Genomic DNA, 23,119 nt, shown 5'->3' with positions numbered 1-23,119 from the left:
TATACCTAAGGAGTGGTAGAAATGGCGCGTGTTTTATTTATTAATGGTGGATCAGAGGGACATATCAATCCAACTATTGGAGTTGTGCAAGAGCTTATTTCGCGTGGAGAAGAGGTAGTGTACTTTTCTATAGAAGCTTTTCGGGAGCGTATTGAGAAGACGGGAGCTTCAGTACGAACATTTGACGATCAAAAATTTATAAAAGCCTTTATCTCAGGTGGAAGAGATTATTTACTCGAAAGAATTAACGGTCTTTTACTTACGGCAGATATAGTCATACCAAGCGTTCTTGAACAGATCAAAGGAGAGCATTTTGATTACATCATCCATGATTCCATGTTTGGTTGTGGACGTTTACTTGCTCAAATTCTTAAGCTTCCTGCAATCAACTCTTGTACTTCTTTTGCGCAGACAAAAGGTTCATTCGATAAGATGTTGGAACAATTTTCTATAAAAGTCCCTACAGAAATAATTAAGCCTATAAACGATAAATTTCAAAGCCTGACGGCAATGGTGAAGGAAAAATATGATGTGGAGATTCATTCAACTTACGAAGTGTTTTGTAATCCTGCACCACTTACAATCGTTTATACAACAAGGGAGTTTCAACCTTATGGAGAAGCATTCGACCAAACTTATAAATTTGTAGGTCCATCCATCTCTTCACGATTAACTCAAGAAAACTTCGACATTACTGCAATCAAGGAGAAAAACCCAATTTACATTTCACTGGGTACAGTCTTTAACCAAGCAATTGATTTCTATAAGCTTTGTTTTGAGGCATTTGGGAACACGGATCATACTATTGTCATGTCTATTGGGAATAAAGTCCAAATATCTGATTTAGGGGATATTCCTAAAAATTTTATCGTAAAAAATTATGTTCCACAAACGGATGTACTGCAATACACTAAATTATTTATTACACATGGTGGAATGAACAGTACCAATGAAGGTCTCTATTACGGGGTTCCGTTAATTGTAATCCCACAAAGCGCGGATCAGCCGATAATTGCCGGGCAAGTCGCCAATATCGGAGCAGGTATTAATTTACAAATGCAAAGCTTGACTGCAAATCATCTATGTGAAGCCGTAGATCATGTGTTAAGCCACTCATCTTTCAAGAAAGCTGTTGCAAATATTAGGGAATCCTTTCGAAAATCAGGCGGGTATCATCAAGCTGTTGATGAGATTTTCGAATTTAAAAGTCAATATCATATCTAAATATAAAAAATTTTTTATTCAACAAACGGGTAGGTTAAATAAAATCTAAATTTATCTTTCCCTCCTTTTCTACAGGAACAAAATGCTAAAATGTTACCTAAACAAAGGTCTAGAAGACGAAAAAGGGAAAGGATAGGAATAGATGACAGCATACGAAAAACCTACTGTGGAAATTACGGAAGTCGACGTTGTATTGAGTAAATATTTTGGTTCGAATGTGACCGAGATAACGCCATTAAAAGGGGGTAATTTAAGTGCTGTATTCTCCTTCTCGGTTTTTGATAACGAATACGTTATTAAATTTAGCGATTTAGAAGGGAGTTTTGAAACTGAAAAATTTATTTCAACCCTCTTAACTTCCAAGGGTATCTCTTTTCCTCAATGTGTCGGGCTAGGTAAATACAAATTATTGAACTATCTGATTTCTGAAAAGATCAATGGTCACAATCTGGCAAGCAGTTCTCTCGAGCAACAGCGCCGAATGCTTCCGGAGGTCATTCATATTCTAAAGCTAATGAACCAAGTTGAGTTAGGAAAGACAAGCGGCTATGGAACGATAAATGCGAGTGGAAATGGTACATATAATTCTTGGAATGAGTATGTAATTGCTACTAATGCAGAGGATCAAGAGGGGACATTCTGGGAGGGGTGGTACAGCTTATTTGAAACTTCCTGTCTGGAGAAAGATGTCTTTTTTGAATGCTATAACCGTTTAATATCTTACTCCAAATATAATGAATCACATCGTTATTTTATTCATGGGGATTTCCACCAGTGGAATATTTTATCTGATGGGCAAAAGATAACCGGCATCATTGACAGTAATGGTAAATATGGAGATTTTCTAGTCGACCTTGCGACTCTAGATTGGCACTTAAAGAAACTCAATGTTATCGAGGTATACCAGAATTATCAGCATCAACAGGGTATTACCATACCTAATTTTAAGGAAAGATTAATTGGGGCTAAGTATTACAATGGATTGATCGGATTACGCTTCTATGCGAAGATGGGATGGAATGATGCTTATTTTTCACTTCGTGATGAACTTTTAAGCTTGACCAATTGAATGAGAATGATAATTCGACTAACGGGTACGTTAGTTGAAATAATTAGGGGCATTTTGCCGCTGCACGAAGACGAGAGCTGTATCGTCGGTTCTTTTAGTGTACGAGCCATCAAGTGCCAATACTGAAAATATACAGGTGAGGGTACTGAACTAAAAAAACAGTACTGTACTATCGAACGTTTGTACGATATAATTGGTTATGATTGAAATAGCCCGCAGCACTCATAACATGAACTAAGGAGAGATGAGCCAATGTACACAAGTGTAAAAGGATTTCTGGAAGACTGGAAGCATGAAGCCTCTCTTACTCTGCAAGTGTTGGACAACCTCACTGACGTTTCACTGAAGCAACCGGTTTCAGAGGCTCAACAGCGTTCCCTCGGTGATCTTGCTTGGCACTTGGTGGGCAGCTTCGGCGCTTTTCTGAATTCGGCAGGTCTGCAAATGGAAGTACCGGACTACAAAGACCAGCCGACTTCCGCAGAGGCTATCGCAGCCGCCTATCGCCGCGTTAATGACGCTGCAGTAACGGCTTTGGCTCAGCAGTGGTCTGATGCCAAGCTGCAGGAATCTCTTCGCTTGTTCAACTTCATCGATACGACTTATGGAGGCGTGCTCAACATCATGCTCCGCCATCAAATTCATCACCGTGGCCAGATGACGATTCTGATGCGCCAGGCCGGACTCGTAGCGCCAGGTCTCTACGGCCCTAACGAAGAAGAAACCGCGGCCATGCGGGCAGCTCGGGCGCAGCAATAAGTTTTTTGCTTCCACTCTAATGCTGTCCTGATCTATCAGTGTAAGATACACTAGTCCCTTGTGTACCCGATGTAAATGCCTAATCCAGATGTACATAGGAAATTATTGTAAGGAAGTTTAAATTACAACAGGAAGGGCGACCGGCCAAAGTGGATCGGTTGCCTTTTGTCTACTAAAGGCAGGATAATTATATACATTTGGAGGCTTTACGTAACAAAATACTCGGAAGTTTAATGCACTTTTATCGTAGATTCTTTTAGCAATATAAAAAAGGAGAAAAAGTACTTGGAGAGCAGATTAACTCCTAAACAACAAAAACGAGAGCAAGAGCGTAAAATTATTGATGAGTATCACAAATTGGTAACTGAAGAGGCTCTGGAACCTTTGTATCAATCTTTTTTGGAATGGAAATCAGGGTCGTTGCCGTATTTCGAACTGACTGAACTAATCCATCTATTCCATAAGAAGAACCAGGAGATCTACAAGGATTTCGCGTACACTGATATGGTTATTGGAACTATGGGGATATGACGAAAGAAACTAAATAAAGCTATTCAGTGTTGCCTCCATTGGACCAAACATCAGGTTACAGGGAACAGATAGCGTGGATCTGCTCCCTGTTTTCAAAGGAATGGATAACTTATTCAATTGTGTTTTTAGTTGCCTTATACATGTTTTCTACGTATACGTCGACTTCATCTCGTGACATGCGTAAGCGATTCACAGAAGTACCATATCCAATTTCCACTTTACCCTCTTCTAATCCTTTGAAAATTCCATCTGCGAAGGCATCTAATGGTTCTCCCTGGGTATGCAACCCCGCTCCACCTAAATCTGTATTCACTGCCGGAGGAGCAACTTCAATTACTTCTACAGACGTTTCAGAAAGTTGGTGTCTTAGGCTCATTGTAAATGAATGAAGCGCCGCTTTTGTTGCTGAATAAATCGGAGCAATCGCAAACGGTGTAAAAGCTAACCCAGATGTCACGTTAATGATCGTTGCCTCTTCTTTTGTTGCAAAAAATGGAGCGAACAGCATAGAGAGATGGAAAGGTGCTTCAATGTTGGTTGTGATTTCTTTACTGAAATAACTCCAATTGTTTTTCGCATCCGCTTTTAACACATTAAAGCGTTGTTGAATCCCTGCGTTGTTAACTAACACATTCACTTCTGGATAGTTCGCTGTTACCCAATCAAACAATGCCGCACGCTCGGATTCAATATTCAAATCACTTACACGAGTAATAAGGCTAGGGAATTTTTCTTTCGCATTCTGAAGAACATTTTCACGTCGTCCACTAACAATGACTGTATTTCCAGCTTTTATATAGCGTTCTGCAAAAGCTAATCCTATTCCAGAACTTCCGCCAGTAATAAGTATTGTATTTCCTGAAAGTTTCATAATATTTCCTCTTCTCCATTTTTTTTTCATCTTATTTTTGTTCTTTTCTTTCTTGAATGCGTTTGGTATAACGTGTAATTTTTACGTCAATTTCTTTTAAGGATTCTGTCATTTGCGAAATATCAGCTAGAACAGCTTGCTTGTGATTCTTCAACATTTCAAGTCGGAGTTTAATGGTGTTATCTCCTTCTACTACCCAATCAACATATTGCTTGATACCACTTATTGGCATGTGCGTATTTTTTAAATAAATAACAATTTCAAGGAGCGTAATTTGATCTTCTGAAAATAACCGCCTCCCAGCTTCATCACGCTCGATTAGTGGTAATAGTCCTTTTTTTTCATAATAACGTATCGTTGACTCTGGAATATTGAATTTGGTTGATGTTTCGCTAATTGAACAATACTTCATTTGGAGGCCTCCAAGGTTTGATCTTTCATGTCGACACGAATATGATACGACTTAAACCATGGTTTAAGTCAACAAAAAAAACAAATAAATAATTTGGTCTGTCGAAGGGATAATAAAATTGAACCACTGTGAAGGAGGCTTTTTAATTATTCAAGTGTGAAGTTTCATATAGGCGCAATTAACGGTAAAATAATGAATGCTAATAAGCCTGCCGCGAATGATGATTGGCAGCCTTGTTAAAATGGGGAGACTATTGGTATCATATTCACACTTGGCTGGGCGATGCATGGGTAAACGTAATCTAACAAGCATGACTTCTGAAGCACAATCTATAAGGATTGTGCTTTCATTTTAGATTAAATTTACGCAAGTCTGTCTTATCGCATATAATACTGAATAAATGTTCAGTATTACAGACCGATTTTTCCCTAAATAAATTGTTTCCGGTCCGTTAGGGTTTGCGCGACAGCATTATCGTCACTCAGCCAGCTAGAAAGAGGTGAAGTATGAATGAATAAAAAGAAACTGCAAAGCGAGCAAACGAAAAAGAAGGTAGCCGATGCATCCAGAGCTTTATTTGTGCAAAAAGGCTACAAGGCCACATCAATTGAAGATATCGTGAAAGCAACCGGCTGCAGCGCCGGCAACATTTATTATCATTTCAAGAGCAAAGAAGGGCTATTTCTACATTTAATTGAAGAATGGAATAGGGAATGGGAAGAGACATGGCTGGCCAAGGAACCGCTCTACCCGACCACAATCGATAAATTGTACGGAATGGCTGAACATTTGGCGCTCGATCAATTGAATCATCCTTTGACCAAGGCCGTTGATGAGTTTTTCAACAATTCCGAGAAAGCTTCGGATGTGGAAGGGCGTATTGACGAAATGGTCAAAGGTTATCTTAACTTTAACCAGCAGTTGCTGCAGAGAGGGATTGACAACGGTGAATTTGAAATCACGAATGTTATCGGACCCTCCATTATCTTGGACAGTCTGCTGTTTGGTTTAAGTCAACATTCTCGAAGAATGGAACGTAAGGAAGCGCTGGCGGCTTACCGGTTGGCTATGGATGTGTTTTTACATGGTATTGCCAAGCAGTCCCGCTAGCTTTTTTATACTCTTATCTAGAATGAATATTCAGTATGTTTGGATAGCGTTTGGGGGAACAAAGAATGGTGTTATTATTAAAAAATCGGGGAGCTTTACTGCTCCTGATGTTAAATCTTTTTCTAGTCTTTACTGGGATCGGCCTTGTTATACCGATTATGCCTAAGTTCATGGAGGATTTGGGTATTACCGGGAGTACTATCGGCCTATTGGTTGCAGTCTTTTCGATGACACAGCTTCTTTTTTCGCCGCTAGCCGGCCGATTGGCTGATTCATTCAGAAGAAAACGGATGATTGTCATCGGCATGATCGTTTTTGCCTTGTCTGAAGGGCTGTTCGGGATAGCGGGCGACCCGGTGCTGCTGTTTGTTTCAAGAATGCTCGGCGGCATTAGTGCTGCATTGATCATGCCGGCCGTAATGGCTTACGCGGCAGACGTCACGACGAAAGGGGAACGCGCTACCGGGATGGGCTATATTAACGCGGCCATTACATCAGGTTTTATTATCGGGCCTGGCATTGGCGGATATATCGCTGAATTTGGTATCCGTGCACCCTTTTATACTGCAGCAGTAGCGGGGATTATCGCAGCCGGTATCACTTTGTTTATCCTGCAGGAGTCTCTGCCTGCAAAAGAAACATCATCGGATTTTCCATCCTCTGCGAATCAACGGCTGGCCAAGGATCAACAAGGCTACGTTGCCGGCCTTAACTCGGCCTTTACCAGTCTCGGGAATATTGCTGGACCTATCGTAGCCGGATTTTTGTTCGATGTGGATATCAACTATCCGTATACGCTCGCTTGCGTTATTCTGCTTATCTGTTTCGGCTTATCGCTAAGAGTTAGAAAACGTAACCTACAGGATGCTACTGCAAGGTTATGAAAAAGATGGAGAGATGAAGTATTAAGAGGAATAATCAAATCTCTCTTGCACCTAACGTAAAGTCATGTTTTATACTAAAGATACCGGTAAACAGCTAGCGCCAAAGAACGGAGTGGATTATGCAGCAGAATTGGAAAGTAGGGGATCTTGCCAAATTGACCGGACTTACAGTCCGTACTTTGCGGTTTTACGATCAGATCGGCTTATTTTCACCGTCAGGGCATTCCACAGCCGGTCATCGGTTGTATAACGAAGCCGATATCAGACGGCTGCAACAAATCTTGTCTCTTAAAGATTTGGGCTTATCGCTTGAAGAAATTCAGACGGTGCTGAAAGGTCATACGTTTACCCCGTCTGAAGTCGTGGCTATTCAGATTGAACGGATCCGGAAAAATATAAAGACTGAGCAGAAGCTTCTGGCTGAACTCGAACGCGTGGCCGAACGAATGAACCATCAGGAGCCGCCTTCCGTTGATGCATTTATTTCACTTCTGGAAACCATGAAGATGAGCCATGAAAAGTATATCATTGAACACCGGCTGAACTGGGAACGCCGTTTCGATCTGCTTGGCGATTTTCTAAACGATTGACATAATTTCTCTAGGAGGAGAATTTAATTATGAATCAACGATTTACAACTCACTCTACATTCCAAATTGAGCGCATTTACCATACCTCTCAGGAACGGCTGTTTGCGGCATGGTCGGATCGGAGCGCTAAAGCGCGCTGGTTCCAGCCTGCCGAGGTATTCGACTTCCGCGTCGGCGGACGAGAATTTAGCAGGGGTGGCCCTTCAGGCGGACCTGTGTATACATTTGAGGCTTTTTACCAGGAAATCGTACCCAATGAACGTCTGGTTTACACGTATAGTTTGGACCAAGGAGAAGTCCGGATATCGGTTTCCATCGCGACCATTGAATTTAAGCAGACCAGCGATGGCATCAAACTGGTATTTACAGAACAGGGAACGTTTTTTGACGGCCACGATACGCCGGAACAACGTGAGCATGGAACTAAGGTATTGCTGGACCTTCTCGGGAAATCCCTTGGGGAAAGTAACGCAGACACCTTCGAACTCGTGTCTCGTCGTAAGTTGGATGCCCCTCGAAATTTGGTGTACCGGGCTTGGACGGAGCCGGAACTCCTCGCCCAGTGGTGGGGACCAAACGGTTTCACAAATACTTTCCACACTTTCGATTTAAGACCCGGAGGCGTCTGGGAATATACAATGCATGGCACTAACGGAGCCGACTATCCGAACCGAAGCGTTTTTCATGAAATTGGGCCCGAATGTATTGTGCTGAGGCACGAAACCAGACCTCACTTTATTCTGACTGCTACATTCGAGGACGTTGACGGTGGAACAGAGATCACTTTCCGGCAGACTTTCGAAACAGAGAAAGAATACACCCAGCTCAAACCAATTTGCGAAGAGGCGAATGAACAAAATTTAGACAGGCTCGGATTGCTCATGAAGAGGCTTTCCGAATAGGTTTAAACTCCCATACATTCCTGTGTTACTGGTACGTTAGTTAATTAATAAGGAGCAGTTTGCCAGCTGCTCTTTATTTTCATTAAGCTAAATGGCAGGCTAACGCAATATTGTATTTTATTTACGGATACGGCTGCCCGCTTAAGGTCCGGTAAAACATTTTTTTGCCTTTGGCGTATAGTCTCAAAATTTTAATTTTGATAGCATAAAAAACCTTCCAAAAAGGAAGGTTTAAACTTAGCCAATCAATAATTATTATTCAACTGCATGTCCGATTTATTTTTATTTATCTTTAGAAAGTTCGCTATATTTTTTAAAATTGTCTAGAAACGCCTGCCAGCCTGCTTTTTGCTGCTCAATGGAATGGGTGGTTTCTGCTTCAAAAGCTTCAATTACCTTAGTGTCGTTTTCTTGACTAATAAAAGTGACAGTAACTTTTCTTCCATCCCCAAGAGTGTAAGAAATAAATTCGTTTATTCTTATTTCATCATAAACTCCACCAAAATCAAATCCAAAGCTTCCATCCTTTGCTTCCATTCTTGTAAGAAATTTTCCGCCAACCCTTAAATCATTTTCGGCATTTGGTGCATGCCAGTCATCAGAAGCAAAAGACCATTTCGTTATATGCTGTGGTTCTGTCCAATATTCCCACACTTTTTCAACTGGTGCATCAACTGTGGTTTCTACTGTTATTGTTGCTTTATCACTTGTTTCCATTATTATTACCGCCTCATTATATTAAAATTACATTCATTCCTAATAATACCACTAAACTTAAGGGAAACGCTAGTTCAATAAAACTACATCACGAGGCTGTTCCTTTGTCAGATTCCCCGGCCCTAATTTGGTACTACTAGAACAGTTCTAATCATATTCTTATAAATGAAAACAATAAGAAGGGGAGTAAAGTTAGTTGATAAAAGTTAAGGTTAGTTTACGGCCTATTGTAAGTAAGATAAATTTACCCACTGTTTTGAAAACAACTATACTTCCGGGTGACTCAATTGAAAGATTATTTATTGCAACCCAGGTAGGAGAGATCTTTTACATAGGAAACGGAGTTATAAGAACTTTTTTAGATATTCGCCCGCGAGTCATAAAACTAGGTGCTTCTAGTGGTGGATATGATGAACGGGGATTGCTAGGGCTAGCGTTTCATCCCCAATTTTATAATAACGGTCTATTTTATCTTCATTATTCAGTAGCTGGAACACAAGGTCCAGGTGCTCTTCCAGTACCTTTTAAGCCGAACCCGTGTGATCCCAGAACCTTAAACTTAAGGTGGATAAATAGAGAAACTCAGTATGATCATATTGATACAGTTGAAGAATGGATTTTACAATCGAATGGTCAAACTCAAAAACGACGGACATTACTTAACTTAAGAAGACCATTTTTAAATCATAATGGTGTCAATAGCTTAAACTTTTCACCTGAAACAGGAAAACTTGTTTTAACAACCGGAGATGGGGGATCAGGCTATGATCCATTTAATTTAAGCCAGGACGATATGGAAATCGCCGGTAAAATAATTGAAATTGATGTAGTTAAAAACACATTTATCGATAATCCACCTGTAGTCACACGTTTAAATGAACTTCCCGCACTCATTCAGGAAACTCTTACGGTAATTGCCAAAGGGGTTCGTAATATACCAGGAATTTCTTTCCAAAGGTTTTATAATCAGTACATCAAATATGTGGGAAATGTCGGACAGGATTTAGTAGAATCGATTTTTTCATTCGTTCATTATAAACCAATACCGGTTACTCAGCTTATTCAAGCTTTTTTAATGAAATCTGAACCCGACCAAGAAGGATTTATTAACTTTGGCTGGCGAGGGTGGGAAGGTGCTTTTCCTGCTTCGATTATAAGGGACTGCTCTGCAAATCCGACCTTGGATGAGAAAACAATTGCTTATTACAATGAAGCAATAAAAACTTCAGTGAGGCGTCTGCAGCCTTTAACTAGTTATTTTCATAAAGATCCCCGACCCGATAAGTTTGGAGGAACTGCACTTACAGGAGTCCAGCCATATATGGGGAATGGAATCCCCGATTTAACGGGAAGCGTTGTGTTTACCGATCTTGCCCGGAGAGAAGAATCTGGGCTTCCGGTTAGAGGGGTTTTAGCTTGTACCAGGGTAAGATCAGATTGTAAACTAAATGATTTTAGTGTTATTGAAACCGATTATAATTTTGGATCTCAATCAGCTTATTATGTTTCTTTGGGAACGAATCTGGATCAAACCAGACTATATTTAGGGGTTTATGGCTCTATGAGAGTGAGTGAGTTTAACCAAGGTACTGTTTTTGAAATTGTTCCATAATTCATAACTGTAAAATTCGACTTAATAACTGCTTTCGGCACATGCCATGCTTCTCCATACGGATCATCTGTTTCTCCTTGGAACTTTCGATCCTCTTCAAGGAATCCTTCATCCCCACCAGTCAATCCATTTTTATATCTCAGTGAAATATCAAAGCGAAATCGTTGTTTCAATTCCGGTCAGATATGATCACGATGACATTTCTTGAAGATGTGAGTTCCGATCATTACATTGGCAGTTGCGCTAAACGGATACGTTTGTGAAGGAGCTGCTTTACCGCGGCTCCTTTTGTTTTATTGAACTCCCATGAAAATTAAATTCACTGTTACAACTCATCGACCTTCCTTTCCCAGCCGTAGTAGCAGTATTGATTCCACTACCGATTTTCATCATCTGTGGTGAGGTGCTTGCACTGCATGGATGGCTAAAGGGCAGGATAATGGAAATTGCTTGAAGAATTAAGAGGTTGAAGTGGTAATGACATCGTTTCAAAGTATTGTGAGGTGTGATATGCAATATTTCATAGGTATTGTCCCTCCCGACGAATATAAAGAGCAAATTGCAGTATTTCGTAATCGCTGGGTTAGTAATCGTTTAAAAGATGTTGTGGAGCCCCACATAACTGTAAAGGCGCAGGGCGGACTTACGGAAGATATGCGTTGGCTGGATAATGTTAGGGAAACTTGCTCATCAATCAAAAGCTTTCTCTTATCAATGTCAGAGCCAGCAACGTTTGGGAATGCCATAACATTCCTTGGTGTTGAATCGGAAGAAGTTTATGATTTGCACAAGCGACTGGTGGATACAGTATCTCCGTCACCAGAGTTGATCGATCGTTACTTTGAATTGGATCGCTTTCATCCTCATTTGACCTTGGGGCAAACCTATTGGGGTATGAACGAAACTGAGATTGAAGAAATGAAGCTCTCAGCAATTTACGCCCTAGCTCCTTTTCCGACCTTTCACGTCAATTACTTACGGGTATATAAAGAAATGGAACAAAACAAGTACATACCATTTGAAGATATCCAATTTGGTCGCTAACCAGCGAAGTGATTCAAGTCTTTAATTAATATTAATATCGGAGGACGGGTTGTTGTTCAAATAGTGGAAGTCCAAAGGTTGCAGCACATGACAGAAGGAGTGATGTCGATGGTTATTAGAGCACAAATCTGGTCTTACTGTGATGAAGATATAAAGCAATTCGTTGAAAAACTGGTGGAACGGTTGAAAACTATTCTGGGAAATCAGTTGATAGGTATCTATCTCCACGGCTCATTAGCTATGGGCTGTTACTATCGTCCCAAAAGTGACATTGACCTGATTGTGGTAGTTAACGGTAAATTAGCAGTCGATTTGGCTAAAACAGTTGGAGTCTCCATCGCCAACGAGACGGTCAACAGACCTACGACTGGTAACGTTGAACTTAGTGTTATCACATCTGAGGTAGCAAGGCAAGTACCCGTCCCGATACCCTTTGAAGTTCATTACAGCTCGGGATGGCAAGAGAAGATACTCAAAGATGAAATAGACTATAGTAAAGAGAAAACAGACGTTGACTTACCCTCTCATTTGACCTATGTAACGCAGCGTGGCATTTGTTTATATGGTAAACTCATATCAGATATATTTGGCAAAGTAAAATGGCAGTATTTTATAGAATCTGTTATGGACGACTTTAAATGGATACTTCATGATGAGCATATTCTAGAGACGCCCTTTTATAGTGTTTTGAACATTTGCCGTGTATTTCAACTGTTTAGAGAAGATAATCAGAAAGTCCACAAGTAAAGATGAAGGCGGTGAATGGGGAATCGAACATTTACCACAGGAGTATTATCAATTGATTCAACGAGCACTTGATGTTTATCGTTCTTCAGATATAGTAAATGAGGAGCAAAGAAGAACAGGTGGAAAGGAATGGGACAAAACTAACCTTCTCGCCTTCAGGAACTATGCCCGTATGCAATTCAAAGATATTTTACTCTAGGGAATTGAACGGGTGCCGAGGGAGTTCAATGATAGCACAGTCGTGACAGTTTAGGACTTTGTTTTTTTATCCTAGTCCGCCACGACTGTTTTATCGGATCAGTCCAAAATATAATTCTCAAAAGTTGACGATTACAACTGCAGAAACTGCGCCATTAAAAAATGCCATCACCTCTTATTTGTAATGGCATTTGTAGTTAAAGCATTTACTTCGATCCATTTGTGGTAGTGTCCGTAATTCGAACGATCTCATTTACATCGTCCCATTCTACTTGACTGCCTAGGGATTCGCTAACAAAACGGATTGGCACGTAGGTCACGTTATCAAGCAGAACCGGCGCCGTATCAAAAATTGTGGCAATTCCGTTGACGGTGCCCTCATTTGATCCTAATTGCATGATGATCTTCTTGCCATTTTTCTCGGCAATGATTTCATTTTGATCTGCAATCCAGGTAACTTTGGCTTCAAGCATTTCAAAAATTTCACGGAGTGAGATCATCACCCGACCATCCTGCTTGAAAAGCTGATGCTGTAGAGATTGCTCTTCCCCGTTCAGACTTAAGGAAATGTCATCTACCCTTTCAAGACAGATTGCATGTCTGTTGTTAGTAATGATAATGGTTTTCTTTGTGAGAGGAATAATCTGTGAATAGCCTATGATTTTATTTGTGATCTGCAGCGAAAACCGCGGATTGCCTTGAGGATCTAAAGAATGTATGGTACCGCCATTTGTCGAAATGTATACATTTCCTTGATCGTCAGAAGCAAGGTTTTGTTTGAATTTCCCGGTCAAATTATAACCTGCAGAACGTTCAGAAGCACTTAAGGTATAGCTCCATTTAGCTTTGCCCGATTGGGCGTCAATGTCCGATAAAGTGGACGTTTTCCCATCGACCTGAAAATAACCTCCATGATGATCTATTGTTTTTCCGCTAAGAGAAGCTACAATATCGGGATCTGTCTCTTCTTTAAGTCCGGTTGAGGTAACCGTATAAATTTTCCCATTGAACACCACGTAGTTCCTTGTTACTTTTGCTCCAGATTTCGATAATACGGTAGGAATTGCCCACACCACCTTCCCGTCATCATTCAGGCAAAGGAGCTGGTTATCAATGCCCACCAACAAATTGCCCTGCGGATAAGCAAGCAGTGCATTCATTGCAAAGACATTGTAGGATGTATCGTTATATTTCAACTCTTTCGCTTGCCATTTTACCGTTCCGTCAGTCCGAAGCGAGGTCAGTCCATTATCCAATAGAGCAATCAAGTTACCTTTCCAGTCAAAAGTATAGAACAATTCCGGTAAAATGGAATTGGTATTCCGAACTATTGCAAGCGATAAATCTTTATACTGGCTAAGTACGGTACCATTCATGTTGAAACGGGTTGCAGTTATTTTTGAAGAAGTTTTATTCTTGTCAAGATAGGAAAAATCGTCAGTAAACGTATATAGACTTCCATCAGCACCGATCTTGATGTCGCGGCTTTTATTTTGCCGCTTCCACAAAACTTGACCGTTGTTGCTAACCGCAAAAACCTCGCTAAAATTATGTAAGATGACTGTTTGATTATCGACTTTCATTGCATCAAAATGATCATACGGACTATCACTGCTAAATGACCATTTCAGGCGATACTTAGCATTTTGGTTCTTCAATACCCAGTTCTGGCCATGATCGTCTTTCATGGGTAGAACAACCGGATCTTGCTCTAATAGCTCTGCAGAATCGGCATATGCCATTGATATAGCTGAGCTGTTGACGAATAATAATACTGCGAGTCCAAGAAACCATTTTTTCATGAATTGCCTCCTAAGTCATTGAGAGTGTATACCTCCACCGTAATTCGACAAAAAAATGGAAAATACCTTCTGGTTCTATGCGAGACATGGCAATTTGATCACATAAGATCGAAAAATTATATAAAAAATTCGACTCTTTGATCGAGATCTCGTCGACGCCGAGGAGTAGTCGCTTCTTTCACGATATTATTGCCGTGGAGCTTGCTCTCATCCATACTGCCGTATCGAAATGACTCTAAAGCCGTTATGAACATAGAGAACACCATGAGGGCGATCAACATTAATCCGATCACTAACGATTTAGAAAACAAGGGTAGAAGGGCTAGGGATGCCACATGAACGATGATACTAGAAATAATGATTCGTGGGGCTCCCAATCTATCGACGCCATAACCGCCCAAACGTGAACCGATTGTACCGAAAATACCGAATACAAGCATGATGATACTAATATTGGTGGCTTTCATATGAAGGATGTCTTTAATAAATGGCGTTAGATAAGTAAACAGGATCGAATTGCCTGATTCCCTAAAAAAGGTAAGAAGCAAACCACTTACGATGACGAAGCTTCCCAGCACTTTGAATTGTTGTTGGAAAGATATCGGTGCGTCCCCTTCGATCTCCGGCAGATGGCGGAAGATAACGAATGTAATCAAAAGGCTGATTAAGCCTAGAATGATGAAAATCGCATGCCAACTCAACCAGTTGGTAATGGCTATCCCGATTGGAACGCCTAAGACCATAGCGCTGCTAAATCCGAGAACGATCGTGCCGAATTAGTGCCTGCCGAGAAACTAGGCAGTGCGATGTGCAACCGTAGCGAACGCTACGACAAGATAGACGCCTGCGCTTACCTAGGATCATTCGAGAAACCATTAAGATCGAAATATTTGAGCTACCAAAAGAAGCCAAGCAACCCAAGATAAAAACAGCCAAAGAACCTACCAACACTTTTCTGCGTCCTATGTGGGAAGTGAGTGATACCATGATAGGAGTTCCCATCGAAAAAGCAAGAGAATATGCCGTGATCAATTGCCCGGCAAGGGCGATGGAAATATTTAAGTCTTTGGCAATGACGTGAAGAATTCCAGAGATAACGAGCTCAGAAGTTGCCGTTAGAAATACCCCTAGAGCAAGAACGTATATTGACATTCGATTCATTCGATTACTTCCTTTCATGGTCTTTTCGAGATCTCTTTATCGAATTATAATTAAGTTACATAAATAATGTAAGAAGGCAAAGTATTTGGATATTGTCCAAATGTTTTGACTTACTAACTTTAAGTAGGTGGGTGAAGACGTATGGATCCTAAGCAGGAAGAGGTACAGGGTTTCTCCAACATCTGTTCAGTGCTGCAAATACTTGGTGCAAAATGGGCATTCCTGGTGATCGCTGAACTATCTAAAGGGCCGAAACGATTTAAACAGCTCCATAGAGATTTAGCCATCATCAAGACGCAATCTTTAACCGATGCACTGCGGCACTTAGAACAAAATGGGATTGTTCTAAGTCAAGTATTTCCTACTGTACCGGTGACGGTTGAATATTCATTGACAGAAAAAGGAATGGATTTTCAGATGGCTCTTAAGGAGATGGAGAGATGGGCCATGAAGTGGGGAAACAACAATGAGTAGCTCAAAGTGGCTTTTGTACACTTCCAGCGCACCGTGCTGTTAGGAGCAAGAACGGTTGTACTGAGGGTGGATGGCTAAATCTTCGGAATCTTGCCGTTACAGACAACGCGGCGGTACCAGGGTTAAATGCACTTTGGTTCATTCCTTACGGTCCAACATGGCAAGAATGCCCGAGGCGACCTGCTCCCGGTCGTTGAAGTAACGGATAGTAGAGTGGAATAAAAAATTTTTAGGTTTCCCATGCTTTGTGCCATTCTACACGCGATGAGTCTTCCGGTAAAAGGAGGGAGTCATTCCCCTCTTTTGCCGGAAAACTCGGCTTAAATAAAACCCATTCTCGTAACCGCACCGCTGCGCGATTTTGTCGATACTGAGCAAGGTTTCCTCGAGCAAACGGCAGGCGCGGCTCAGCCTCAGCTCCGTAATAAATTCGGTGGGCGTCACCCCATAAACCGAGCGAAACCGCCGGGTCAGCTGAACCGGAGTCAAACGCAGGGAATGCGCCAAATAGCGCAAATCGATAGGGCCGTATGCATGAGCCAGCATGAATTGATGCGCCTGCTGTACCTCGGGATGTAGGGCAGCCTGTACAGTATCCTTTTGAAGCCCCCGCTCCATCTCCACTAATCGGAGCAAGTCGTTTAATAGATGCTGTTTATGCGATAGAGAGGTCTGGTCCCGTTCCGATGCCAGCCGTTTCAAATACCGATAATCGGAAGACAACCGTTCCGTATCCGAAACTCTAAGCTTCTCTGTCCATCCTTGTTCCATCGTGAGCTCCGGCTCTGACTCCCAAATGAAATGAAGAAAGTGAAAAGTCAGCGGGCTGAGCGTCCTTCTATGAAACCAGGTGTTCGGGGGACAAACCACTAAGTCGCCAAACCCCGCTTCCCCTTCGCGATCGCTAATGGAATAAGCAAACCGGCCGTCTTCAACGGCGAACATCGTCCAGTAAGGGTAGATGTCGCGTTCAAGGGAGAAGCACTCCTTTTGATACCAGTAAACGTGCGTAACCAGCCGTAGGAAAGATTCAGGTTTCATTCGCTCCGACACTCCTGAAATTGAAATAAAGTATATAGCTTATCGTAATACGATGCATGTCATTTGAAAAGATCGTGTTATATGATGAAACTTAAGATATTTATTTCCTATGGAAGGAGTGTTGGAACATGAGACAGGAGGTTGTTAGATCCGATATTACGGTTGTCGGCGGCGGATTGGCCGGAGTTTGTGCTGCTGTGGCTGCGGCCCGTCTGGGCAGAACGGTTTCGCTGATTCAGAATCGGCCTGTACTTGGCGGTAATTCCAGCAGCGAGGTGAGGGTATGGGTTTGCGGAGCTACCGCACACGGAACTCACCGTTATGCAAGGGAAACCGGCATTATGGGAGAAATGTTCGTCGAGAACCAGTATCGCAATATAGATGGAAACCCGTATTTTTGGGATTTGGTTGTGCTGGAGAAAGTACGGACGGAAAAAAATATTAGCTTGTTCTTGAACACGGATGTGCATGAAGTCGAGGCGGAAGGAGATGAAAATCACCGGTCCATTCGCTCCGTTACCGGCTGGATGATGGGATCGGAACGGCGGATCCGTTTTGAAAGCGCAATGTTCCTCGACTGCACCGGCGATGGATTGGTCGGATTTCTTGCGGGCGCCAAATATCGAATCGGCCGTGAGGCCAAGGAAGAGTATAACGAAGATTGGGCGTCATTGGTACCGGACGACATCACACTGGGCAGTACCCTGCTTTTTTATACGAAGGATGCGGGTCATCCTGTTAAATACATCCCGCCCGGCTTTGCCAAAGACATTATGCAAACGACGATTCCGATGAAGCGGGTCATCCGCAGCGGTGATAATGGATGCGCTTATTGGTGGATCGAATGGGGCGGGGAAATCGATACGGTCCACGAAAATGAGCGGATTCGCGATGAACTGTGGTCCGTGATTTACGGGATTTGGGATTATATCAAAAACTCAGGCAAATTCGATGCCGATCATATGACCCTGGAATGGGTCGGCTCCATCCCGGGGAAACGAGAGTTTCGCCGTTTCATCGGCGATTATGTGCTCAATCAGAACGATATCGTCGCGCAACGCGAATTTGAAGACCGCATTGCGTTCGGAGGCTGGTCCATCGATCTTCATCCGCCGCAAGGCATGTATTCGGCAGAAAGTGGATCCAAGCATCTGCACATAGATGGCGTGTACCATATCCCGTTCCGCTCCCTGTATTCTGTGAATGTAAATAATCTGCTCATGGCCGGTCGCAATATCAGCGCTTCGCACGTTGCTTTCGGAACGACCCGCGTGATGGCTACCTGTGCCGTAATCGGTGAAGCAGCAGGCACCGGGGCCGCATTGTGTGTAGAGAAGGGCATCACGCCGCGCGAGCTGCATAACAGCCACCTGCGCGAGCTGCAGCAAATCATGCTGCGGCAGGATGCTTCGATCGTGGGCTTGCGCAACGAGGATCCGGCCGACCTGGCGCTGCAAGCTAATGTAACGGCATCCAGCACCAATACACAGCTGGTTGTGGAAACGCCGGCGGAGACCTATCCGCTTAAGGCCGATGTCGGCTTGCTCCTGCCGGTAGACCCGGAGATCGACGGCATTGAACTATTGGTGGACGCCGCAGAAGCCTCGATGCTGAAGGCGGAACTGTGGAGTACCGGCCGCGGCGAGAATTATGTCCCGCATGCATTGCAGACGGCAGCAACAGCTCAAGTCGGCAAAGGACTCAAGCAATGGGTGAAGCTGAATTTGAGCTGGAAGCCGGCGGCCCCTCAGAATGCCTTTATTATTATTAAAGCGAACGAAACGCTGGCGCTGCATTTGTCCGGACAGCCGCAATCGGGGGTCCTCGCCTTCGTGAAAGGCCCAAGACCCATCGTATCTGCGGATCTCGAGGATCATCAACCGCACCAGCCTGTCATCCAGTGGAGCATGCGTTCGGTTGCGCGAAAGCCTTTCTGCTTCCGGCTGCTGTCTCAAACAAAGGCATTCGCTCCGGAGAAAGTGGTTGACGGTTACTCGCGTCCATATGCAGGCCCGCATCTGTGGTCTTCCGCAGTCGTGCGGGAAGGCTCGCCGGAATGGCTGGAGCTGAGTTGGCCGAAACCGGTGAATGTCCGAACGGTCCACATCACCTTTAATGACGACGTGAACGAAGACTTGATTAACCTCCATCATCACCGCACGCCGTTCGAGGTAATCCCGGAATTAATCAAAAATTACAGCGTGCAGGTTCATGCGAACGGCGACTGGATCACGGCAGCCGAGGGACATAACAATCATAAGCGCAAACAGGTGCATACGCTGGATTCCGTTATCGCAGCCGATAAGCTTCGCATCGTGGCAGATTCGACCAACGGCTGCTCGCGAGCTGAAATCGTAGAGGTCCGGGTATACGAATAGCTCCTTAACGTGTCGGAAGATGGTTCATGCATCGGTTTGCGTGGCCATCTTCTGTTTCTGTATCAAACCGTGTACACTTTTTAGGAAATGATCCAAATGCTCACTTGTCAAAAAAGTGATATAATTAAAGCGTTTCCATAGGGGGGTGCGGCATGAATCACGATGCGTTAACCGTATTGGTTGTAGATGATGAGCTGCCTATCCGTCAGGAGCTTCGTTTGTTTTCTTGGGGAGAGCATCATACGGAATTGATCGGCGAAGCGGAAAACGGCGAGGAGGCGCTGCGGTTTTGCCGCAACTTCTCCCCGGATATTGTGATCACGGACATTACAATGCCGGTGATGAACGGTCTCGAGCTTTCACGAAGCCTGAAGTCGGAGTTCCCGAATACCCAAATCATCCTGCTTACCTGCCATTCGGAATTCGCCTATGCGCAAGAAGCGCTCAAGCTCGGTGCGGTTGAGTATCTTGTAAAAGTAACGATGGACGACCATGATCTCGAACAAGCATTGCTGAAAGCAAAAGAGGACGCCTATCGGGCAAAATCGCTGCAGCGGGGAGAGGCGGAACGGTTGCGCTGGCAAGTATCCAAAAGCCTACTCGAGCGATTTCAGAAGGTTATGGAGCAGCAGCATTCCTATGTTCATGAAACGGATGTCGACAGCGATCCGGAAAATTTCCTGCAAGCTTCTCTCCCGCTCAAGCCGCCGTTTCGTCTCGCCGCGCTTCATGTGGAGACGCGAGTGGAGGGCCGTTTATTCGTTCTCCATGAAATCGAAGACGTGCTAACCTCGTTGGAGCGTCCGTATTTTTTTACATGGGTCCCGGCCGGGGACGGCGTTTATTTGCTGATGTTCCACACGGAGAGCGATAATTTGCCGTATTTGCGAGGCAAATTGGAAACGATTATGGAGGAGCTGTATAAGTCGTTGGATCGCAGCCTCTCCTTTCTCAGCGACACGTTTCGGCTGTATTCCGTCATTAGCGAACCCGTGCGGAAGAGTGCCGATTTCGCCGCCGTTTACCGGAGCGTTTGCGAGAAGCCGGCAGCCGTCTTTTACGAGAGCTTAGGCAGGGTGTTCACGAAGCAATGGACCGGACCGGCAACGCTTGAGGAACAGATGGAGAATGAAATATCCGGCAAGCTGCGCAAAGCGCAATGGGACCGGGAGCAGCTGGCGAAGGTGATTCGCGAAGATTTCGTCAAATGGGCGATGAAATACCGGATTGTACCGGAGGAGCTGCGGGAATTCGTCACTAATTGGCTTCGCGACTGGCAGAGGGAGCATGCCGTCCAGGTAAAAGGATGGAGGGTAGCGCAGCGAATTGTAAACGCTGCCACGGTCAACGAGCTTGCGGCGGCGTTCATCCATGAAATCGAATCTCTCAGCGGTAAGAAGAAGCTCCGAAGAGAGATTGCCGAAGCGAAGGTTTTCATTGCGGCGAACCTGGAAAAGCCGATGACGCTTACGACGGTTTCCGAGCAGGTGGGGCTGAGTCCGCACTATTTGAGCAGGCTGTTCCGGGAAGAGACCGGGATTTCCTTTAACGACTTTATTACGAAAAAAAGGATAGAAAAAGCGGCCTATTTACTGCAGAATACGTCGCTAAGGGTTTATGAGGTTGCGCTGGAGGTCGGCATTCCCAGTTACCGTTATTTCTCCGCCATATTTCGCGAATGGACGGGAGCGGCGCCTACGGAACTGAAAAAATCCTCCGCACAAAGCATCGCGATTGGCCGAACAAGATTAGCCAAAGGATGATTTCGAATGAATCGAATGTATCGTTGGTACAGGAACTGGAGCTTAGCGACAAGACAGTTCCTTTTTTTGTTTTTCGTTACTTTCACGTTTTTTATCTTATTGGCTTGGAACAATTACTACAGAGCGGCCGATTTGTTCAAAAACCAGACGGTTACGGACTCCGAGGTATTGATCGCGCGTACGAACCAGTTTCTCGATACGTATCTGGACAATAGCCAGAATGTCCTGCTGCTTCTGTCGTCAAGCGCTAAGCTGCACGCTGAAGGGAGCGATAAGAAATTCTCGGATTCGCTCCGTTTCATTGCGGAAAATAACAGCACCTTCGTCAAAACGCTGTATCTGATCCGTAATGACGGAAAAGTATATTCAAGCGCCCAGGTCAACTACGATATCATCGGCAATCCGATGCTTCCGGCGATTTACGAAAAGTCGCAGCAAAATTACGGAGCGTCGGTCGTAAGCCAACCTTATGTATCCCCTCTTTCCGGCTCGACGGTGGCTATATCCCGGCCTGTCATCGGAGACGGCGGCGAGATTTTAGGGGTTGCCGTGGTTGAGCTGGATCTTGAGAAGCTTAACCGGAAGATCAGTGAGCTCACTTCCAATTCGGACAAAACGTTCGTCATCCTGTCCGATAAAAACAAGGTAGTCACGTTCGATAGAGACAGCGAGATGCTGCCGCAAAAGCCAAGAAGCTTTCATGAAGAGCCCCCCGAAGATTTCGTCGGACGTTTGGCGGACCTGCCGGTCACGGCCAGCGAGCTGCAAGAATCAACCGGCAAGCTCGTGGTAATCAAATCCGGGCAAAATCGGCTCGGCTGGACCTTGATTGTCCTGATCAAGGAGCATTATTTTTATCAGAACGTCTCCCGACTGTTTGATAATTATAAAGCCGCCGCATTCATCTGGGTCCTGATCCTCTTGTTTATGGCCTTTGTGATGTCGCGCTATTTGACCAAATCAATCCGCACGCTCGCCGCCAAGATGGACAGGGTTTACGACATGGAGGTGGTCCCAAGCCTCTATGTAAAAAGGGAGGACGAAATCGGACGGCTTGCCCAAAGCTTTAACGCCATGATGGAGCGCATCCGCAACCTGCTTCAAGAGACGAAACAAATGGAAGTGCGGAAAAAACAGCTGGAGCTGAAGGTGCTGCAAAGCCAGATTGCGCCTCATTTTCTTTACAACACGCTCGCGTGCATCGGCAGCTTGGCTAAACAGCACCGTACGGAAGAGGTCAAAGAGACGATTAGAGCATTGGTTGGCGTGTTGTCGCTTAGCTTTGATAAAACATCGGAATTCATATTGGTTAAAGAAGAGCTGGATGGGCTTAACATGTATATGCAGATCCAAAAAGTACGTTATGGGGACAAATTCAAATATATCCAAGAGATCGATGAGGACGTTTTGCCGTGCAAAATTTTAAAATTGACGCTGCAGCCCATACTGGAGAACGCCATCTTCCACGGCATTACGCCCAGCCGCCGCGAAGATGGAGTTATCTCTATCAGGGGGTCCATTCGTAAGGGGAAGATTCGCTTTTTCATCCGCGATAACGGGATAGGCATCGAGACTTCAAAGCTTCACAAGCTTCTTGACGGTCGGACGGCCGAAGAGCACAAAGGACACTTCTCCGGCATCGGGATGCCCAATGTCCATCATCGGTTGGTGCTTCATTACGGCGCCACCTACGGGCTGCGGATCGGAAGCGTGCCGAATGCGGGAACCGTCGTCCGGATTACGATTCCCGTTCACCGCACGGGTGCGTGAATTGTTGAATTTGTTCATCATTTCGCAAGGATTATGCATAGTTAAATTCACTTCCGGCTT

23 protein-coding genes and 1 pseudogene are annotated in these 23,119 nt (G+C 44.0%); 17 read left to right on the top strand and 7 right to left on the bottom strand.

Going from position 1 to position 23,119, the window contains the following annotated elements; all coding sequences use genetic code 11:
• Positions 1 to 21 precede the first annotated feature (21 nt).
• The 4 genes from O9H85_RS32600 to O9H85_RS32585 all read left to right on the top strand — a co-directional run bounded on the left by O9H85_RS32600 (position 22) and on the right by O9H85_RS32585 (position 3,583).
• A complete protein-coding gene (locus tag O9H85_RS32600) occupies positions 22 to 1,224 on the top strand; it encodes a macrolide family glycosyltransferase (protein WP_269885544.1) in 1,203 nt (400 codons plus the stop codon).
• A gap of 142 nt (positions 1,225 to 1,366) precedes the next feature.
• Entirely contained in the window at positions 1,367 to 2,293 is a 927-nt protein-coding gene (locus O9H85_RS32595; protein ID WP_269885543.1) for an aminoglycoside phosphotransferase family protein, read from the top strand.
• A 252-nt stretch (positions 2,294 to 2,545) separates the two neighbouring features.
• Complete coding sequence (locus O9H85_RS32590) at positions 2,546 to 3,052, top strand: DinB family protein (RefSeq protein ID WP_269885542.1); 507 nt, start codon at positions 2,546 to 2,548, stop codon at positions 3,050 to 3,052.
• 285 nt (positions 3,053 to 3,337) lie between these two features.
• The gene (locus O9H85_RS32585; protein WP_269885541.1) at positions 3,338 to 3,583 is read left to right on the top strand and encodes a hypothetical protein; all 246 of its coding nucleotides are present in this window, start codon (positions 3,338 to 3,340) and stop codon (positions 3,581 to 3,583) included.
• Positions 3,584 to 3,692: 109 nt separating this feature from the next.
• On the opposite strand, the gene O9H85_RS32580 is transcribed toward O9H85_RS32585, so the two are convergent.
• Both O9H85_RS32580 and O9H85_RS32575 read right to left on the bottom strand, forming a co-directional pair.
• Positions 3,693 to 4,454 (bottom strand): SDR family oxidoreductase, encoded by a 762-nt coding sequence (locus O9H85_RS32580; protein ID WP_269885580.1) that lies wholly within the window; start codon positions 4,452 to 4,454, stop codon positions 3,693 to 3,695.
• 31 nt (positions 4,455 to 4,485) lie between these two features.
• Complete coding sequence (locus tag O9H85_RS32575) at positions 4,486 to 4,866, bottom strand: MerR family transcriptional regulator (RefSeq protein ID WP_269885540.1); 381 nt, start codon at positions 4,864 to 4,866, stop codon at positions 4,486 to 4,488.
• 510 nt (positions 4,867 to 5,376) lie between these two features.
• Here O9H85_RS32575 and O9H85_RS32570 point away from each other — a divergent pair.
• From O9H85_RS32570 to O9H85_RS37590, 4 genes are all read left to right on the top strand, one after another.
• A complete protein-coding gene (locus tag O9H85_RS32570) occupies positions 5,377 to 5,976 on the top strand; it encodes a TetR/AcrR family transcriptional regulator (protein ID WP_269885539.1) in 600 nt (199 codons plus the stop codon).
• A gap of 65 nt (positions 5,977 to 6,041) precedes the next feature.
• Complete coding sequence (locus O9H85_RS32565; protein WP_269885538.1) at positions 6,042 to 6,860, top strand: MFS transporter; 819 nt, start codon at positions 6,042 to 6,044, stop codon at positions 6,858 to 6,860.
• A 119-nt stretch (positions 6,861 to 6,979) separates the two neighbouring features.
• Entirely contained in the window at positions 6,980 to 7,450 is a 471-nt protein-coding gene (locus tag O9H85_RS32560; RefSeq protein ID WP_269885537.1) for a MerR family transcriptional regulator, read from the top strand.
• A gap of 29 nt (positions 7,451 to 7,479) precedes the next feature.
• Positions 7,480 to 8,352, top strand: a complete 873-nt coding sequence (locus O9H85_RS37590; RefSeq protein ID WP_333474294.1) for an SRPBCC family protein — start codon at positions 7,480 to 7,482, stop codon at positions 8,350 to 8,352.
• Positions 8,353 to 8,634: 282 nt separating this feature from the next.
• On the opposite strand, the gene O9H85_RS32545 is transcribed toward O9H85_RS37590, so the two are convergent.
• Entirely contained in the window at positions 8,635 to 9,069 is a 435-nt protein-coding gene (locus O9H85_RS32545) for an SRPBCC family protein (protein WP_269885536.1), read from the bottom strand.
• A 196-nt stretch (positions 9,070 to 9,265) separates the two neighbouring features.
• Between O9H85_RS32545 and O9H85_RS32540 the strand changes: the two genes are divergently transcribed.
• From O9H85_RS32540 to O9H85_RS38055, 4 genes are all read left to right on the top strand, one after another.
• Complete coding sequence (locus O9H85_RS32540) at positions 9,266 to 10,681, top strand: PQQ-dependent sugar dehydrogenase (protein ID WP_269885535.1); 1,416 nt, start codon at positions 9,266 to 9,268, stop codon at positions 10,679 to 10,681.
• 510 nt (positions 10,682 to 11,191) lie between these two features.
• Entirely contained in the window at positions 11,192 to 11,725 is a 534-nt protein-coding gene (locus O9H85_RS32535) for a 2'-5' RNA ligase family protein (protein ID WP_269885534.1), read from the top strand.
• Positions 11,726 to 11,833: 108 nt separating this feature from the next.
• Positions 11,834 to 12,472 (top strand): nucleotidyltransferase domain-containing protein, encoded by a 639-nt coding sequence (locus O9H85_RS32530; RefSeq protein ID WP_269885533.1) that lies wholly within the window; start codon positions 11,834 to 11,836, stop codon positions 12,470 to 12,472.
• Positions 12,426 to 12,671, top strand: coding sequence for an aminoglycoside adenylyltransferase domain-containing protein (locus O9H85_RS38055; protein ID WP_409348238.1), 246 nt, complete (start codon positions 12,426 to 12,428; stop codon positions 12,669 to 12,671). Before O9H85_RS32530 ends, O9H85_RS38055 begins: the two co-directional genes overlap by 47 nt.
• A gap of 205 nt (positions 12,672 to 12,876) precedes the next feature.
• On the opposite strand, the gene O9H85_RS32520 is transcribed toward O9H85_RS38055, so the two are convergent.
• From O9H85_RS32520 to O9H85_RS32510, 3 genes are all read right to left on the bottom strand, one after another.
• Positions 12,877 to 14,472, bottom strand: a complete 1,596-nt coding sequence (locus O9H85_RS32520; protein ID WP_269885531.1) for a stalk domain-containing protein — start codon at positions 14,470 to 14,472, stop codon at positions 12,877 to 12,879.
• A 116-nt stretch (positions 14,473 to 14,588) separates the two neighbouring features.
• The gene (locus O9H85_RS32515; protein WP_269885530.1) at positions 14,589 to 15,215 is read right to left on the bottom strand and encodes an MFS transporter; all 627 of its coding nucleotides are present in this window, start codon (positions 15,213 to 15,215) and stop codon (positions 14,589 to 14,591) included.
• Positions 15,216 to 15,222: 7 nt separating this feature from the next.
• Positions 15,223 to 15,624, bottom strand: a complete 402-nt coding sequence (locus tag O9H85_RS32510; RefSeq protein ID WP_269885578.1) for an MFS transporter — start codon at positions 15,622 to 15,624, stop codon at positions 15,223 to 15,225.
• 150 nt (positions 15,625 to 15,774) lie between these two features.
• Between O9H85_RS32510 and O9H85_RS32505 the strand changes: the two genes are divergently transcribed.
• Positions 15,775 to 16,107: a winged helix-turn-helix transcriptional regulator gene (locus O9H85_RS32505; RefSeq protein WP_269885529.1), complete on the top strand. Its 333-nt coding sequence runs from the start codon at positions 15,775 to 15,777 to the stop codon at positions 16,105 to 16,107.
• 255 nt (positions 16,108 to 16,362) lie between these two features.
• Here the strand turns inward: O9H85_RS32505 and O9H85_RS32500 are convergent, their stop codons facing one another.
• Positions 16,363 to 17,148 (bottom strand): AraC family transcriptional regulator, encoded by a 786-nt coding sequence (locus O9H85_RS32500; protein WP_269885528.1) that lies wholly within the window; start codon positions 17,146 to 17,148, stop codon positions 16,363 to 16,365.
• Between the two features lie 128 nt (positions 17,149 to 17,276).
• Between O9H85_RS32500 and O9H85_RS32495 the strand changes: the two genes are divergently transcribed.
• From O9H85_RS32495 to O9H85_RS32485, 4 genes and pseudogenes are all read left to right on the top strand, one after another.
• Positions 17,277 to 19,526 carry an FAD-dependent oxidoreductase gene (locus tag O9H85_RS32495; protein WP_269885527.1) on the top strand — a complete coding sequence of 750 codons (2,250 nt, stop codon included), beginning with the start codon at positions 17,277 to 17,279 and terminating at the stop codon, positions 19,524 to 19,526.
• A gap of 152 nt (positions 19,527 to 19,678) precedes the next feature.
• Positions 19,679 to 20,023, top strand: a pseudogene (locus O9H85_RS38050) (response regulator); the annotation flags it as partial.
• Positions 20,024 to 20,647: 624 nt separating this feature from the next.
• Positions 20,648 to 21,289, top strand: coding sequence for a helix-turn-helix domain-containing protein (locus tag O9H85_RS38045; protein ID WP_409348242.1), 642 nt, complete (start codon positions 20,648 to 20,650; stop codon positions 21,287 to 21,289).
• A gap of 6 nt (positions 21,290 to 21,295) precedes the next feature.
• On the top strand, positions 21,296 to 23,059 hold the full coding sequence (locus tag O9H85_RS32485; protein ID WP_269885525.1) for a sensor histidine kinase: 1,764 nt from the start codon (positions 21,296 to 21,298) through the stop codon (positions 23,057 to 23,059).
• The last annotated feature ends 60 nt before the right edge of the window (positions 23,060 to 23,119 follow it).

The sequence above is a fragment of the Paenibacillus gyeongsangnamensis genome (assembly GCF_027533625.1).
In the GTDB taxonomy this organism is placed as follows: domain Bacteria; phylum Bacillota; class Bacilli; order Paenibacillales; family NBRC-103111; genus Paenibacillus_G; species Paenibacillus_G gyeongsangnamensis.
Note: the sequence above shows the minus strand (reverse complement) of the source record. Positions and strands in the feature narration are given on the sequence as shown.